Annotated in this window: 14 protein-coding genes; 9 read left to right on the plus strand and 5 right to left on the minus strand. The window is 32.4% G+C overall.

Going from position 1 to position 15,015, the window contains the following annotated elements:
- Positions 1 to 6: 6 nt before the first annotated feature.
- From ACXQH5_RS09110 to ACXQH5_RS09120, 3 genes are all read right to left on the minus strand, one after another.
- A complete protein-coding gene (locus ACXQH5_RS09110) occupies positions 7 to 114 on the minus strand; it encodes a hypothetical protein (RefSeq protein ID WP_001802312.1) in 108 nt (35 codons plus the stop codon).
- Between the two features lie 70 nt (positions 115 to 184).
- A complete protein-coding gene (locus ACXQH5_RS09115) occupies positions 185 to 979 on the minus strand; it encodes a prephenate dehydratase (protein ID WP_001177824.1) in 795 nt (264 codons plus the stop codon).
- 19 nt (positions 980 to 998) lie between these two features.
- Complete coding sequence (locus ACXQH5_RS09120; RefSeq protein ID WP_042747312.1) at positions 999 to 2,075, minus strand: nitric oxide synthase oxygenase; 1,077 nt, start codon at positions 2,073 to 2,075, stop codon at positions 999 to 1,001.
- Positions 2,076 to 2,258: 183 nt separating this feature from the next.
- Here ACXQH5_RS09120 and ACXQH5_RS09125 point away from each other — a divergent pair, with 183 nt between their 5' ends.
- From ACXQH5_RS09125 to ACXQH5_RS09140, 4 genes are all read left to right on the plus strand, one after another.
- Positions 2,259 to 3,728 carry a nicotinate phosphoribosyltransferase gene (locus ACXQH5_RS09125; RefSeq protein ID WP_000284433.1) on the plus strand — a complete coding sequence of 490 codons (1,470 nt, stop codon included), beginning with the start codon at positions 2,259 to 2,261 and terminating at the stop codon, positions 3,726 to 3,728.
- Entirely contained in the window at positions 3,721 to 4,542 is an 822-nt protein-coding gene (nadE, locus tag ACXQH5_RS09130; RefSeq protein ID WP_000040873.1) for an ammonia-dependent NAD(+) synthetase, read from the plus strand. Before ACXQH5_RS09125 ends, nadE begins: the two co-directional genes overlap by 8 nt.
- 271 nt (positions 4,543 to 4,813) lie before the next feature.
- Positions 4,814 to 5,416, plus strand: coding sequence for a DUF2179 domain-containing protein (locus ACXQH5_RS09135; RefSeq protein ID WP_000011542.1), 603 nt, complete (start codon positions 4,814 to 4,816; stop codon positions 5,414 to 5,416).
- Positions 5,397 to 5,570, plus strand: a complete 174-nt coding sequence (locus tag ACXQH5_RS09140; RefSeq protein ID WP_000669863.1) for an NETI motif-containing protein — start codon at positions 5,397 to 5,399, stop codon at positions 5,568 to 5,570. Before ACXQH5_RS09135 ends, ACXQH5_RS09140 begins: the two co-directional genes overlap by 20 nt.
- Positions 5,571 to 5,862: 292 nt before the next feature.
- Here ACXQH5_RS09140 and ACXQH5_RS09145 read toward each other — a convergent pair whose 3' ends face one another.
- The gene (locus ACXQH5_RS09145) at positions 5,863 to 6,189 is read right to left on the minus strand and encodes a staphostatin A (RefSeq protein ID WP_000434935.1); all 327 of its coding nucleotides are present in this window, start codon (positions 6,187 to 6,189) and stop codon (positions 5,863 to 5,865) included.
- 30 nt (positions 6,190 to 6,219) lie between these two features.
- A complete protein-coding gene (gene scpA, locus ACXQH5_RS09150) occupies positions 6,220 to 7,386 on the minus strand; it encodes a cysteine protease staphopain A (protein WP_000827742.1) in 1,167 nt (388 codons plus the stop codon).
- A gap of 859 nt (positions 7,387 to 8,245) precedes the next feature.
- Between scpA and purB the strand changes: the two genes are divergently transcribed.
- The 5 genes from purB to ligA all read left to right on the plus strand — a co-directional run bounded on the left by purB (position 8,246) and on the right by ligA (position 15,012).
- Positions 8,246 to 9,541 carry an adenylosuccinate lyase gene (gene purB / locus ACXQH5_RS09155; RefSeq protein WP_000572876.1) on the plus strand — a complete coding sequence of 432 codons (1,296 nt, stop codon included), beginning with the start codon at positions 8,246 to 8,248 and terminating at the stop codon, positions 9,539 to 9,541.
- 108 nt (positions 9,542 to 9,649) lie between these two features.
- Positions 9,650 to 9,952 carry a YerC/YecD family TrpR-related protein gene (locus tag ACXQH5_RS09160; RefSeq protein WP_001165363.1) on the plus strand — a complete coding sequence of 101 codons (303 nt, stop codon included), beginning with the start codon at positions 9,650 to 9,652 and terminating at the stop codon, positions 9,950 to 9,952.
- 171 nt (positions 9,953 to 10,123) lie between these two features.
- On the plus strand, positions 10,124 to 10,816 hold the full coding sequence (pcrB, locus tag ACXQH5_RS09165; protein ID WP_458067203.1) for a heptaprenylglyceryl phosphate synthase: 693 nt from the start codon (positions 10,124 to 10,126) through the stop codon (positions 10,814 to 10,816).
- A complete protein-coding gene (gene pcrA, locus ACXQH5_RS09170; RefSeq protein WP_000992924.1) occupies positions 10,813 to 13,005 on the plus strand; it encodes a DNA helicase PcrA in 2,193 nt (730 codons plus the stop codon). Before pcrB ends, pcrA begins: the two co-directional genes overlap by 4 nt.
- Before the next feature lie 3 nt (positions 13,006 to 13,008).
- Positions 13,009 to 15,012, plus strand: coding sequence for an NAD-dependent DNA ligase LigA (gene ligA / locus ACXQH5_RS09175; RefSeq protein WP_000774560.1), 2,004 nt, complete (start codon positions 13,009 to 13,011; stop codon positions 15,010 to 15,012).
- Positions 15,013 to 15,015: the final 3 nt, after the last annotated feature.

The following is a 15,015-nucleotide window of genomic DNA, read 5'->3' on the forward strand; positions in this document are numbered from 1 at the left end:
TGCGGATTAGAACGAAAAATAAAAAGTTACATTAGCAATTGCTTGAACGAGTGGTAACGAAACGTATACCGCAGCATCGTGTAAAAACAATACAAACAAAAGAAAGTCAACCAAGGATGGATTCCTATTTTAATCCTTGGTTGACTCTTTATTTATTTAAATTGTAGAACCTAGAAAATAAAGTTTAATTAAAAGCGCCAATCATTTCTACTTTGAAATCTAAGGTTTCTAAAATAGCAATGACTTTCTTTATATCGGTTGTAATTGCAGAATCAGCCTGAACGAAAAATCGATACATACCTAATTGTGTTTTTAAAGGACGAGACTCAATCCAGGATAAATTAATATTAAACAAAGCAAATGTATTAAGCACACTTGCTAACAACCCAGGTTTATCATGCATTGGTGTAATTAAAAACATCAATGATGTCGCATTTTGATCAAATTGCTGCTGATTTTTTATAACTAAAAAACGTGTCACGTTATGTGGATAGTCTTCAATATGTGTATCAATAGGTGTAAAACCATAAGCTTCGCCACTACCTAAAGGTGCAATTGCTGCAACGCCATTTTCAATTTTAGTCAAACTTTGAATTGTACTGTCGACATAATCATAGTCAAATTGATGTAGATGTATGTAATTTGTTGTTTGACTGATCGCTGGTGCAATAGAATACACTTTTTTAATATCAGAAATGGAATCTGTTCCATTACCATATAATGCAAAGTTAATATCTAAACGTATTTCACCGTGTGCAAAGACATCTTGCTGTGCAAGTGCATCTGCCACAATGTTGATTGTTCCTTCTATAGAATTTTCAATAGGGACAACACCAATCGATGTGTCATCATCTGCAACTGCCTTGATGACTTCAAATAAATTTGACTTTGGTTGAAAAGTTGCTTCATTTTCAGAAAAATACTGACGACAAGCCAAATATGAAAATGTACCTTTAGGGCCTAAATAATATAATTGCATATGCTACACCTCTACTAACTTAATGATGGAAAGGGCACTGGTTAGCATTTGATTCTTTCTTTTTATAGAAAAAGTTTGGATCTTTTACTGTATTGTCATATCCGTGATGATAATTTGACGTCAATGTTGGAGATAATGGCGGTGCTAGCCAAGACCATTTTCCGGTAACTTGACGACCTTGTTGTGCTTCATTACGTTCGAATAGTTCGAATTGCTTTGCAGCGGTCAAATGATCGACAATTGATACGCCTTCTTTTTTAAAGGAATGATACACAGCATAGTTCAATTCAACAAGTGCTCGATCTTTATTAAATGAATTATTTTTAAGTATATCAAATTCAAACGCATCTGCAACTTTTTCTAGTAAATTGTAACGGTAATCATCAATAAAGTTACGTACGCCAATTTCAGTTACCATATACCAACCGTTAAAGGGTGCAGTTGGATATACAATGCCACCGATTTTTAAGTCCATATTGGAAATGATAGGGACTGCATACCATTTTAAGTTCAATTTTCTTAATTTTGGATAATGATTATGTTCAATAGGTACTTCTTTAATTAATGAAGTAGGATATTCGTAAAATTTAACTGACTCATTAGGTAATTGGTAAATCAGTGGTAACACGTCAAAATTAGTACCTTTTCCTTTCCAACCTAAGTGATTTGCTAAGCGTGTAACTTCTTTTTCAGCAGGATCACCACAATTGTCATAGCCAGCATAGCGAATTAATTGATTGTTGAAAATTTTAGGTCCATCCTTTGGAGCATATATAGTAATATACGGCTTTAATTTACCTTCATTTGTAGCCTGTGTAATATGATAAGTAATTGATGATAAGAACGATGCTTCGTCAGTAACATCTCTTGCATCAATGACATTTAACGAATCCCAAAATAAACGACCAATGCAACGATTTGAATTACGCCAAGCCATTTTAGCACCATAAATAAGTTCTTCTTCTGTATGTGTATATGTCCCAGTTTCTTTTATTTCTAGTTCAATGTCATGTAAACGTTTATTGATAATTTGCGTTTCATAATGACACTCTTTATACATGTTTTCTATGAAAGCTTGAGCCTCTTTAAATAACATTAACAACACCTCGCTTTATATTATAGTCTACATTATTAAAATACTCTTAAAAATTATGTATATGTCATTAAATTGTTGGTTGATTTTAATTAAAAGTATGGAAATTAAGGGGCTCTTATGTATATAAAAAAATGAATTATGATAAAATGTAAGAAAATATTTAGGTCGATTGGAGAGATACAAGTGTACCAATTAGAAGACGACAGTTTAATGTTACATAATGACTTATATCAAATAAATATGGCTGAAAGTTATTGGAATGATAATATTCATGAAAAAATGGCTGTATTTGATTTGTATTTTAGAAAAATGCCATTTAATAGTGGCTATGCTGTTTTTAATGGTTTAAAACGCGTCATTGATTTTATAGAACATTTTGGATTTTCAGAATCTGATTTGGAATATTTAAAGTCTATTGGCTACAAGGATGATTTCTTATCATATTTAAAAGATTTAAAATTCACAGGCAGCATCCGTTCGATGCAAGAAGGCGAATTATGCTTTGGTAACGAACCATTGTTACGCGTAGAAGCACCATTGATTCAAGCGCAATTAATAGAAACAATTTTATTAAACATTGTAAATTTCCATACACTAATTACAACAAAGGCTAGTAGAATTCGTCAAATTGCATCAAATGATAAATTAATGGAGTTTGGTACACGTCGTGCGCAAGAAATTGATGCAGCATTGTGGGGCGCTAGAGCTGCTTACATCGGGGGCTTTGATTCTACAAGTAATGTTAGGGCAGGTAAATTATTTGGTATACCTGTGTCTGGTACACATGCACACGCATTTGTCCAAACTTATGGAGACGAATATGTTGCCTTCAAAAAATATGCTGAAAGACATAAAAATTGTGTGTTCCTAGTAGATACATTCCATACTTTAAAATCTGGCGTGCCAAATGCAATAAAAGTTGCAAAAGAATTAGGTGACAAAATTAACTTTGTAGGTATTCGATTGGATTCTGGAGATATCGCTTATTTATCTAAAGAGGCAAGACGTATGCTTGATGAAGCAGGATTTACTGAAACTAAAATTATCGCGTCTAATGATTTGGATGAAGAAACGATTACGAGTTTGAAAGCACAAGGTGCAAAAGTAGATTCTTGGGGCGTTGGTACAAAGCTGATTACAGGATACGATCAACCAGCATTAGGTGCAGTATATAAACTTGTAGCTATTGAAAATGAAGATGGTTCATATAGTGATCGTATTAAATTATCAAATAACGCTGAAAAGGTTACGACGCCAGGTAAGAAAAATGTATATCGCATTATAAACAAGAAAACAGGTAAAGCAGAAGGCGATTATATTACTTTGGAAAATGAAAATCCATACGATGAACAACCTTTAAAATTATTCCATCCAGTGCATACTTATAAAATGAAGTTTATAAAATCTTTCGAAGCCATTGATTTGCATCATAATATTTATGAAAATGGTAAATTAGTATATCAAATGCCAACAGAAGATGAATCACGTGAATATTTAGCACAAGGATTACAATCTATTTGGGATGAAAATAAGCGTTTCCTTAATCCACAAGAATATCCAGTCGATTTAAGCAAGGCATGTTGGGATAATAAACATAAACGTATTTTTGAAGTTGCGGAACACGTTAAGGAGATGGAAGAAGATAATGAGTAAATTACAAGACGTTATTGTACAAGAAATGAAAGTGAAAAAGCGCATCGATAGTGCTGAAGAAATTATGGAATTAAAGCAATTTATAAAAAATTATGTACAATCACATTCATTTATAAAATCTTTAGTGTTAGGTATTTCAGGAGGACAAGATTCTACATTAGTTGGAAAATTAGTACAAATGTCTGTTAACGAATTACGTGAAGAAGGCATTGATTGTACGTTTATTGCAGTTAAATTACCTTATGGAGTTCAAAAAGATGCTGATGAAGTTGAGCAAGCTTTGCGATTCATTGAACCAGACGAAATAGTTACTGTAAATATTAAACCTGCAGTTGATCAAAGTGTGCAATCATTAAAAGAAGCCGGTATTGTTCTTACAGATTTCCAAAAAGGAAATGAAAAAGCGCGTGAACGTATGAAAGTACAATTTTCAATTGCTTCAAACCGACAAGGTATTGTAGTAGGAACAGATCATTCAGCTGAAAATATAACTGGTTTTTATACGAAGTACGGTGATGGTGCTGCAGATATCGCACCTATATTTGGTTTGAATAAACGACAAGGTCGTCAATTATTAGCGTATCTTGGTGCGCCAAAGGAATTATATGAAAAAACGCCAACTGCTGATTTAGAAGATGATAAACCACAGCTTCCAGATGAAGATGCATTAGGTGTAACTTATGAGGCGATTGATAATTATTTAGAAGGTAAGCCAGTTACGCCAGAAGAACAAAAAGTAATTGAAAATCATTATATACGAAATGCACACAAACGTGAACTTGCATATACAAGATACACGTGGCCAAAATCCTAGTTTAATTTTTTCTTCTAAACGTGTGACTTAAATTAAATATGAGTTAGAATTAATAACGTTAAACCACATTCAGCTAGGCTACTTCAGTATATAAATTGATAGTGTATGAACTAATGTAAGTATGTTCATTTGAGAATAAATTTTTATTTATGACAAATTCGCTATTTATTTATGAGAGTTTTCGTACTATATTATATTAATATGCATTCATTAAGGTTAGTTTGAAGCAGTTTGGTATTTAAAGTGTAATTGAAAGAGAGTGGGGCGTCTTATGTCATTCGTAACAGAAAATCCATGGTTAATGGTACTAACTATATTTATCATTAACGTTTGTTATGTAACGTTTTTAACGATGCGAACAATTTTAACGTTGAAAGGTTATCGTTATATTGCTGCATCAGTTAGTTTTTTAGAAGTATTAGTTTATATCGTTGGTTTAGGTTTGGTTATGTCTAATTTAGACCATATTCAAAATATTATTGCCTACGCATTTGGTTTTTCAATAGGTATCATTGTTGGTATGAAAATAGAAGAAAAACTGGCATTAGGTTATACAGTTGTAAATGTAACTTCAGCAGAATATGAGTTAGATTTACCGAATGAACTTCGAAATTTAGGATATGGCGTTACGCACTATGCTGCGTTTGGTAGAGATGGTAGTCGTATGGTGATGCAAATTTTAACACCAAGAAAATATGAACGTAAATTGATGGATACGATAAAAAATTTAGATCCGAAAGCATTTATCATTGCGTATGAACCTCGAAACATACATGGTGGATTCTGGACTAAAGGCATTCGTCGTAGAAAGCTTAAAGATTATGAACCAGAAGAACTGGAAAGTGTAGTAGAACATGAAATTCAAAGTAAATGAGAATGAAACAATTGCTGATTGTTTGTCACGAATGAAAATGCAAGGGTATATGCCGGTAAAACGTATTGAAAAACCCGTGTTTCAAGAACAAAATGATGGCACGGTTGAAGTATCGCATCAAGAAATCATTTTTGTAGGTAAGAAAATCCAATAACATAATCCAATTTAAATAAAGACTATTTGAAGAGGAAAGGCTATTCAAAGTTTGAGTAATTTTACTTTGAATAGCCTAAGTGTTTATACATGCAAGATGCTTAATCCATATTGTATGAGAAACCCCCAGCAAGCTATATAAAGCATATGCTGGGGGTTCTTAATATTTTAAAATTATTGTTAGATTATATATATATCGTCGCTTTTTCTAAAACAATCTCATCGCATGAAATTTTTTCTTCCTAGAGACCTTTAATAAGATTAATAGTTTACTTAATCATATCTAGATAGTCTTATGACTTATGCTTAATGAAAGTCATTCTAGGAGAAGTTCCCAAAGCTTCTGTGTTCATAATTGTTAGTAGTATTTTATTATCATTTGGTATAAATATTTCAATAACAATTGAGCTATTATTTTTATTATATAATGTGAGTTGTTTGTGTTCTGTATTTATATATTTGCAAATGTAATCAGAATCGTCTGAGGTACTGAGAATAAATTTTAAAGGGCTATCATTTAAATCTTGAGGATGCCATTCTCCCTCAATAATATTAAGATAATACGTAGCCTCTGAATTACATTTGAATTTATCAATACTAAATAATTCAATTTGTTCCATAATATTATTTACCTTTCTAAAATACAAATTTTAATAACCATAAATAGATGAATACCATCGATAATGGTCGCCATTGGATACTGGAATAACATTGTTTTTAGCATCTTGAGTCATAAAACCATTATCCCATGGATTCCATATAATTATAACCTCTTGTCCATTATCTAATTTAGCGTTCCCAACAACTGCCATGGCATGCCCTGCGTGCATACCATTTCTTGATTCTACCCTACTACCTAAAACAGCAATTCCTTTATTATTTTTAGTAAGATTGTCAACTTCATTATATGTAGTCATTCTATTAAGAAGTTGTGGACTTCTTCCCTGAGTTTGTCCAAAATAAATCATCTCTCTTGGCGTTAAACCAGTAAATTGGAATCGTTGTCCTTGTAAGTTTGGGTGTAAAAATCTCATCACAGCTTCTGCATGATATTTGTTAGTATTATAAGTCGCATTTAGTAATGCAGACATCGTATAGCCTGCACACCAACCATTGTTACCTTGAGTTTCTCTTATCTTGAAATTCTCAAGTTTATTTACATATTGCTCGTTGTAAGTATAATTATTACTTTTAAATTGACTAGTTGGCATAGTGACAGAAGCTTTTTGCTTTAGTTGCGTTACATTATTGCCAGTAGGTATACTCTCGGTCTTTTTTAACTTTTTATCTTCTAGACGTGGTGTTTTTAGTACGAGTTTAGCTTTATGATTTTGAGTAACCACATAGTAACCTTTTGAGTTTGTCAAAATAGTAATTTGTTGATCTTTATATTGATTTAAGGCTTTAGATAAAAATGGGGAAACATTGATTGTGTATTTAGGAGATGAACTAGAATACTTAGTGACTTTTGGTGAAATTGTAACTATATAATCGATATTACCTTCAGTGTTCAAAACAGGAAAATAATAATTACCATCACTCTTTTTGTTGAATTTATAAATTTTAAAAGGTTCACCAAGTGTATACGAGGCTTTCTCTTTATTATAGATTTTATCAAGTGAAGTAACATAAGAAAGATAGTCTTTTTGCGCTAAATTACGTACGTCAGTAGGAACACTCTTGTCCTCGACATTAACTTGCACATGCTTCTTATCTTTTGCTTTGATATTTGAATTGCTCTCACCGTTTGCAATAGGGGTAATACTTAAAGAAAATATTAAACTTAAAGCTATTAATTTTGGAAAGTTTCTTTTCATATAAAAACTCCTTTCTTTTATTATAAAATAATTATATTAAATTTAGTTAAGAATTTCAATATAAATTTTTAATCTATGTTTAAAAAATATTTAATTATTACACATTATCAGTTTATGTAATAATTTAGTATCTTATTTACTATATTGCAAACATCTCATTCAATAATTAATATGATCGAAAGTTTCATGAAAATGTATTAGTCGATTTCGAAAGAAGCGTAGTCAATTTATGTCTTTCTATAAAAATTTACTATTATGAAAATCTCTGCGTATTTTTCTACAATCAGTTTCGTATTTATACGATTCTGGAGTTCGATATTAATGGCTTATATTTAAAATGCCATACCTATGCAATAGAACATATATTCTTTTTGTGAGTAGAAAATTTGTTATATTAGAAGTGAATAATTTTAAAACATATTATGAAATGTAAGAAGAAATATTATGAAACTAGGTAAAGTAGATTGTTGAAAATTCCATACAATAGGAGAAGTAAAGTGAATATTATCTGATATTACTAAAGCTTTTGATTGTCCTAATTGTAATAAAAAGTTGGATAGTGTACTTGAGGGGAGAAAAACTAAAATGCAATAATATATTCTTAATGGATCATTATAAATACCAATTAGATTAAAGTGTTGCGAACATTTACAATTAGAAATCAGTATTAATCTGCCATAGATAATTGTATTAATGTAAAAAATAAAATAGAATGAGAATATACGGAAATTTTTTATACATTTATAACCAATTCTGTTAAACTGTGAAGAGTAGAGTTAAAAACGAACTTTTTATTTATTTTTGTTAAAAATGTTCTGTTTTTGAAAATTCGAGTATACATACGATAGGAGTTAAAAAAATGATTGAACGTTATTCTAGAGAAGAAATGTCTAATATTTGGACTGATCAAAATCGCTATGAAGCATGGTTAGAAGTGGAAATTTTAGCATGTGAGGCATGGAGTGAATTAGGACACATACCGAAAGCTGACGTACAAAAAATTCGTCAAAACGCAAAGGTAAATGTCGAACGTGCACAAGAAATTGAACAAGAAACGCGCCATGATGTTGTAGCCTTTACTAGACAAGTTTCTGAAACGCTAGGTGAAGAACGTAAGTGGGTACATTATGGTTTAACTTCTACTGATGTTGTAGATACAGCTTTAAGTTTCGTTATTAAACAAGCAAATGACATTATTGAAAAAGATTTAGAAAGATTTATCGACGTTTTAGCTGAAAAAGCAAAAAATTATAAATATACGTTGATGATGGGACGTACACATGGAGTGCATGCAGAACCAACTACATTTGGTGTCAAAATGGCATTGTGGTACACGGAAATGCAACGTAACTTACAACGTTTCAAACAAGTAAGAGAAGAAATTGAAGTAGGGAAAATGAGTGGTGCAGTAGGTACTTTTGCTAACATTCCTCCTGAAATAGAAAGTTATGTGTGTAAACATTTAGGTATTGGCACAGCGCCTGTATCAACACAAACATTGCAACGTGATCGACATGCATACTATATTGCGACATTAGCATTAATCGCGACGTCACTAGAAAAATTTGCCGTTGAAATTCGTAACCTTCAAAAAACTGAAACAAGAGAAGTTGAAGAAGCATTTGCAAAAGGTCAAAAAGGTTCATCTGCAATGCCTCATAAACGAAATCCAATTGGTTCTGAAAATATCACAGGTATTTCAAGAGTAATTCGTGGTTATATTACTACAGCTTATGAGAATGTGCCATTATGGCATGAAAGAGATATTTCTCATTCTTCAGCTGAGCGTATTATGTTACCAGATGTTACAATAGCACTAGATTATGCATTGAATCGTTTCACGAATATTGTGGACCGTTTAACTGTATTTGAAGATAATATGCGTATTAACATAGATAAAACATTTGGTCTGATTTTCTCACAACGTGTCTTATTAGCATTAATTAATAAAGGTATGGTTCGTGAAGAAGCATACGACAAAGTACAACCAAAAGCGATGACATCTTGGGAAACGAAAACACCTTTCCGTGAATTAATCGAACAAGATGAGTCTATTACAAGTGTTTTAACAAAAGAAGAATTGGATGAATGTTTCGATCCTAAACATCATTTGAATCAAGTTGACACTATTTTCGAACGCGCTGGATTAGCATAAAATTAAATAAAGTAACGATTCAGATTTAATAAAATATAAATCGCTACACTTTAATAGGTTAATGCGTTAAAATGACATAAAGAATAAAATTATAGGGGTTGTTTCGATATGCAAATTGAAAAATTACGAGGTGCAGCGTTAGATGAATTGTTTGATGCAATACTAACGTTAGAAAATAGAGAAGAATGTTACCAATTTTTCGATGATTTGTGTACTGTAAATGAAATTCAATCACTGTCTCAAAGATTACAAGTTGCTAAAATGATTAAGCAAGGTTATACCTATGCAACGATTGAACAAGAATCTGGAGCATCGACTGCAACGATTTCTAGAGTGAAGCGATCATTACAATGGGGTAATGATGCTTATACAATGATTTTAGATCGTATGAATATTGAAACAAATGAATAATAAATGAACGATAAACAATGGTTATCTATCTGCACTAATAAGGTAGATAATCATTGTTTTTTCACGAAAAAATTTACAGAGTAAAAGAACTTAAATTTCATATTAAGTCTTTAGAACTCGACACTTAAAAATGCTATAATCATATGTATGTTAAAAAAGGAGTTTCGGAAAATGTATGACATTAAAAAATGGCGCCATATTTTTAAATTAGACCCAGCTAAACATATTTCAGATGATGATTTAGATGCGATTTGTATGTCTCAAACAGATGCAATTATGATTGGTGGAACTGATGACGTTACTGAAGATAATGTCATTCATTTAATGAGCAGAGTAAGAAGATACCCATTGCCTTTAGTACTTGAAATATCAAACATCGAAAGTGTAATGCCTGGTTTTGATTTTTATTTTGTACCTACAGTACTGAACAGTACAGATGTTGCATTTCACAATGGTACATTATTAGAAGCGCTTAAAACATATGGACATAGTATAGATTTTGAAGAAGTAATATTTGAAGGGTATGTCGTGTGCAATGCTGATAGCAAAGTGGCAAAACATACCAAAGCAAATACAGATTTAACAACAGAAGATTTAGAAGCATATGCCCAAATGGTCAATCATATGTATCGATTACCGGTTATGTATATAGAGTATAGTGGCGTTTATGGCGACGTATCAAAGGTTCAAGCTGTCTCAGAATATCTAACAGAAACGCAACTTTTTTATGGTGGCGGTATTTCCTCAGAACAGCAAGCGACAGAGGTGGCAGCTATTGCAGATACAATTATCGTCGGTGATATTATTTATAAAGATATTAAAAAAGCTTTAAAAACAGTAAAAATAAAGGAGTCTAGTAAATGAATGCGTTATTAAATCATATGAATACAGAGCAAAGTGAAGCTGTAAAGACAACAGAAGGACCATTGTTAATTATGGCAGGTGCTGGTTCAGGGAAGACACGTGTTTTAACACATAGAATTGCTTATTTATTAGACGAAAAAGATGTCTCACCATACAATGTTTTGGCTATTACTTTTACAAATAAAGCTGCAAGAGAAATGAAAGAACGTGTTCAAAAATTAGTAGGTGATCAAGCAGAAGTTATTTGGATGTCAACATTCCACTCAATGTGTGTTCGTATTTTACGTCGTGATGCAGATCGAATTGGTATAGAACGCAATTTTACGATAATTGATCCTACAGACCAAAAATCTGTTATTAAAGACGTCTTAAAAAATGAAAATATTGATAGTAAAAAGTTTGAACCACGTATGTTTATCGGTGCGATCAGTAATTTGAAAAATGAACTTAAAACACCTGCAGATGCTCAAAAAGAAGCCACAGATTATCACTCGCAAATGGTAGCAACGGTTTATAGTGGATATCAACGCCAATTGTCACGTAATGAAGCGTTAGATTTTGATGACCTTATTATGACAACGATTAACTTATTTGAGCGTGTACCAGAAGTTCTAGAATATTATCAGAACAAATTCCAATATATTCATGTGGATGAGTATCAAGATACTAATAAAGCACAATATACTTTAGTTAAATTATTAGCAAGTAAGTTTAAAAACTTATGTGTTGTAGGTGACTCAGATCAGTCAATTTATGGTTGGCGTGGTGCTGATATTCAAAATATCTTATCATTTGAAAAAGACTACCCAGAAGCGAATACAATCTTTTTAGAGCAAAATTATCGTTCGACGAAAACGATTTTAAATGCGGCTAACGAAGTGATTAAAAATAATTCTGAACGTAAGCCAAAAGGACTGTGGACTGCAAATACGAATGGTGAGAAAATTCATTACTATGAAGCAATGACAGAACGTGATGAAGCGGAATTTGTAATACGAGAAATTATGAAGCATCAACGTAATGGTAAGAAATATCAAGATATGGCAATTTTATATAGAACAAATGCACAATCACGTGTACTTGAGGAAACATTCATGAAATCTAATATGCCATACACAATGGTTGGTGGCCAAAAGTTCTATGACCGTAAAGAAATTAAAGATTTATTAAGTTATTTGCGTATAATTGCCAATAGTAATGATGACATTAGTTTGCAACGTATTATTAATGTTCCAAAAAGAGGTGTAGGTCCTTCATCTGTTGAAAAAGTTCAAAACTATGCACTTCAAAACAATATCAGTATGTTTGATGCACTTGGAGAAGCTGATTTTATCGGGTTGTCAAAAAAGGTGACACAAGAGTGTCTTAATTTTTACGAGTTGATCCAAAGCTTGATAAAAGAACAAGAATTTTTAGAAATTCATGAAATAGTTGATGAAGTATTACAAAAGTCTGGCTACCGAGAAATGCTTGAACGTGAAAATACACTAGAATCTCGAAGTAGATTAGAAAACATCGATGAATTTATGTCAGTACCAAAAGACTATGAGGAAAATACCCCATTAGAAGAACAGTCATTAATTAACTTTTTAACGGATTTATCGTTAGTAGCTGATATTGATGAGGCAGATACTGAAAATGGCGTAACACTAATGACGATGCACTCGGCTAAGGGCCTTGAATTTCCAATCGTCTTTATAATGGGGATGGAAGAATCTTTATTCCCACATATTAGAGCGATTAAGAGTGAAGATGATCATGAAATGCAAGAAGAACGTCGTATTTGTTATGTAGCAATTACAAGGGCTGAAGAGGTGTTATATATCACTCATGCGACATCAAGAATGTTATTTGGTCGCCCTCAGTCAAATATGCCATCTAGGTTTTTAAAGGAAATTCCAGAATCACTATTAGAAAATCATTCAAGTGGCAAACGACAAACGATACAACCTAAGGCAAAACCTTTTGCTAAACGTGGATTTAGTCAACGAACAACGTCAACGAAAAAACAAGTATCGTCATCTGATTGGAATGTAGGTGACAAAGTGATGCATAAAGCCTGGGGAGAAGGCATGGTGAGTAATGTAAACGAGAAAAATGGCTCAATCGAACTAGATATTATCTTTAAATCACAAGGGCCAAAACGTTTGTTAGCGCAATTTGCACCAATTGAAAAAAAGGAGGATTAAGGGATGGCTGATTTATCGTCTCGTGTGAACGAGTTACATGATTTACTAAATCAATACAGTTATGAATACTATGTAGAGGATAATCCATCTGTACCAGATAGTGAATATGACAAATTACTTCATGAACTGATTAAAATAGAAGAGGAGCATCCTGAGTATAAGACTGTAGATTCTCCAACAGTTAGAGTTGGCGGTGAAGCCCAAGCCTCTTTCAATAAAGTCAACCATGACACGCCAATGTTAAGTTTAGGGAATGCATTTAATGAGGATGATTTGAGAAAATTCGACCAACGCATACGTGAACAAATTGGCAACGTTGAATATATGTGCGAATTAAAAATTGATGGCTTAGCAGTATCATTGAAATATGTTGATGGATACTTCGTTCAAGGTTTAACACGTGGTGATGGAACAACAGGTGAAGATATTACCGAAAATTTAAAAACAATTCATGCGATACCTTTGAAAATGAAAGAACCATTAAATGTAGAAGTTCGTGGTGAAGCATATATGCCGAGACGTTCTTTTTTACGATTAAATGAAGAAAAAGAAAAAAATGATGAGCAGTTATTTGCAAATCCAAGAAACGCTGCTGCGGGATCATTAAGACAGTTAGATTCTAAATTAACGGCAAAACGAAAGCTAAGCGTATTTATATATAGTGTCAATGATTTCACTGATTTCAATGCGTGTTCGCAAAGTGAAGCATTAGATGAGTTAGATAAATTAGGTTTTACAACGAATAAAAATAGAGCGCGTGTAAATAATATCGATGGTGTTTTAGAGTATATTGAAAAATGGACAAGCCAAAGAGAGTCATTACCTTATGATATTGATGGGATTGTTATTAAGGTTAATGATTTAGATCAACAGGATGAGATGGGATTCACACAAAAATCTCCTAGATGGGCCATTGCTTATAAATTTCCAGCTGAGGAAGTAGTAACTAAATTATTAGATATTGAATTAAGTATTGGACGTACAGGTGTAGTCACACCTACTGCTATTTTAGAACCAGTAAAAGTAGCTGGTACAACTGTATCAAGAGCATCTTTGCACAATGAAGATTTAATTCATGACAGAGATATTCGAATTGGTGATAGTGTTGTAGTGAAAAAAGCAGGTGACATCATACCTGAAGTTGTACGTAGTATTCCAGAACGTAGACCTGAGGGTGCTGTCACATATCATATGCCAACCCATTGTCCAAGTTGTGGACATGAATTAGTACGTATTGAAGGCGAAGTAGCACTTCGTTGCATTAATCCAAAATGCCAAGCACAACTTGTTGAAGGATTGATTCACTTTGTATCAAGACAAGCCATGAATATTGATGGTTTAGGCACTAAAATTATTCAACAGCTTTATCAAAGCGAATTAATTAAAGATGTTGCTGATATTTTCTATTTAACAGAAGAAGATTTATTACCATTGGATAGAATGGGGCAGAAAAAAGTTGATAATTTATTAGCTGCCATTCAACAAGCTAAGGACAACTCTTTAGAAAATTTATTATTTGGTTTAGGTATTAGGCATTTAGGTGTTAAAGCGAGCCAAGTGTTAGCAGAAAAATATGAAACGATAGATCGATTACTAACGGTAACTGAAGCGGAATTAGTAGAAATTCATGATATAGGCGATAAAGTAGCACAATCTGTAGTTACTTACTTAGAAAATGAAGATATTCGTGCTTTAATTCAAAAATTAAAAGATAAACATGTTAATATGATTTATAAAGGTATCAAAACATCAGATATTGAAGGACATCCTGAATTTAGTGGTAAAACGATAGTACTAACTGGTAAGCTACATCAAATGACACGCAATGAAGCATCTAAATGGCTTGCATCACAAGGTGCTAAAGTTACAAGTAGCGTTACTAAAAATACAGATGTCGTTATTGCTGGTGAAGATGCAGGTTCAAAATTAACAAAAGCACAAAGTTTAGGTATTGAAATTTGGACAGAGCAACAATTTGTAGATAAGCAAAATGAATTAAATAGTTAGAGG

The organism is Staphylococcus sp. SA22, from assembly GCF_054165785.1.

Excerpts from the sequence above, each read along its gene's own strand:
- nadE (WP_000040873.1), top strand. The coding sequence starts at position 3,721 with ATGAGTAAATTACAAGACGTTATTGTACAAGAAATGAAAGTGAAAAAG.
- purB (WP_000572876.1), top strand. The coding sequence starts at position 8,246 with ATGATTGAACGTTATTCTAGAGAAGAAATGTCTAATATTTGGACTGAT.
- ACXQH5_RS09135 (WP_000011542.1), top strand. The coding sequence starts at position 4,814 with ATGTCATTCGTAACAGAAAATCCATGGTTAATGGTACTAACTATATTT.
- pcrA (WP_000992924.1), top strand. The coding sequence starts at position 10,813 with ATGAATGCGTTATTAAATCATATGAATACAGAGCAAAGTGAAGCTGTA.
- scpA (WP_000827742.1), bottom strand. The coding sequence starts at position 7,386 with ATGAAAAGAAACTTTCCAAAATTAATAGCTTTAAGTTTAATATTTTCT.
- ligA (WP_000774560.1), top strand. The coding sequence starts at position 13,009 with ATGGCTGATTTATCGTCTCGTGTGAACGAGTTACATGATTTACTAAAT.
- ACXQH5_RS09140 (WP_000669863.1), top strand. The coding sequence starts at position 5,397 with ATGAAATTCAAAGTAAATGAGAATGAAACAATTGCTGATTGTTTGTCA.
- ACXQH5_RS09115 (WP_001177824.1), bottom strand. The coding sequence starts at position 979 with ATGCAATTATATTATTTAGGCCCTAAAGGTACATTTTCATATTTGGCT.
- pcrB (WP_458067203.1), top strand. The coding sequence starts at position 10,124 with ATGTATGACATTAAAAAATGGCGCCATATTTTTAAATTAGACCCAGCT.
- ACXQH5_RS09145 (WP_000434935.1), bottom strand. The coding sequence starts at position 6,189 with ATGGAACAAATTGAATTATTTAGTATTGATAAATTCAAATGTAATTCA.
- ACXQH5_RS09120 (WP_042747312.1), bottom strand. The coding sequence starts at position 2,075 with ATGTTATTTAAAGAGGCTCAAGCTTTCATAGAAAACATGTATAAAGAG.
- ACXQH5_RS09160 (WP_001165363.1), top strand. The coding sequence starts at position 9,650 with ATGCAAATTGAAAAATTACGAGGTGCAGCGTTAGATGAATTGTTTGAT.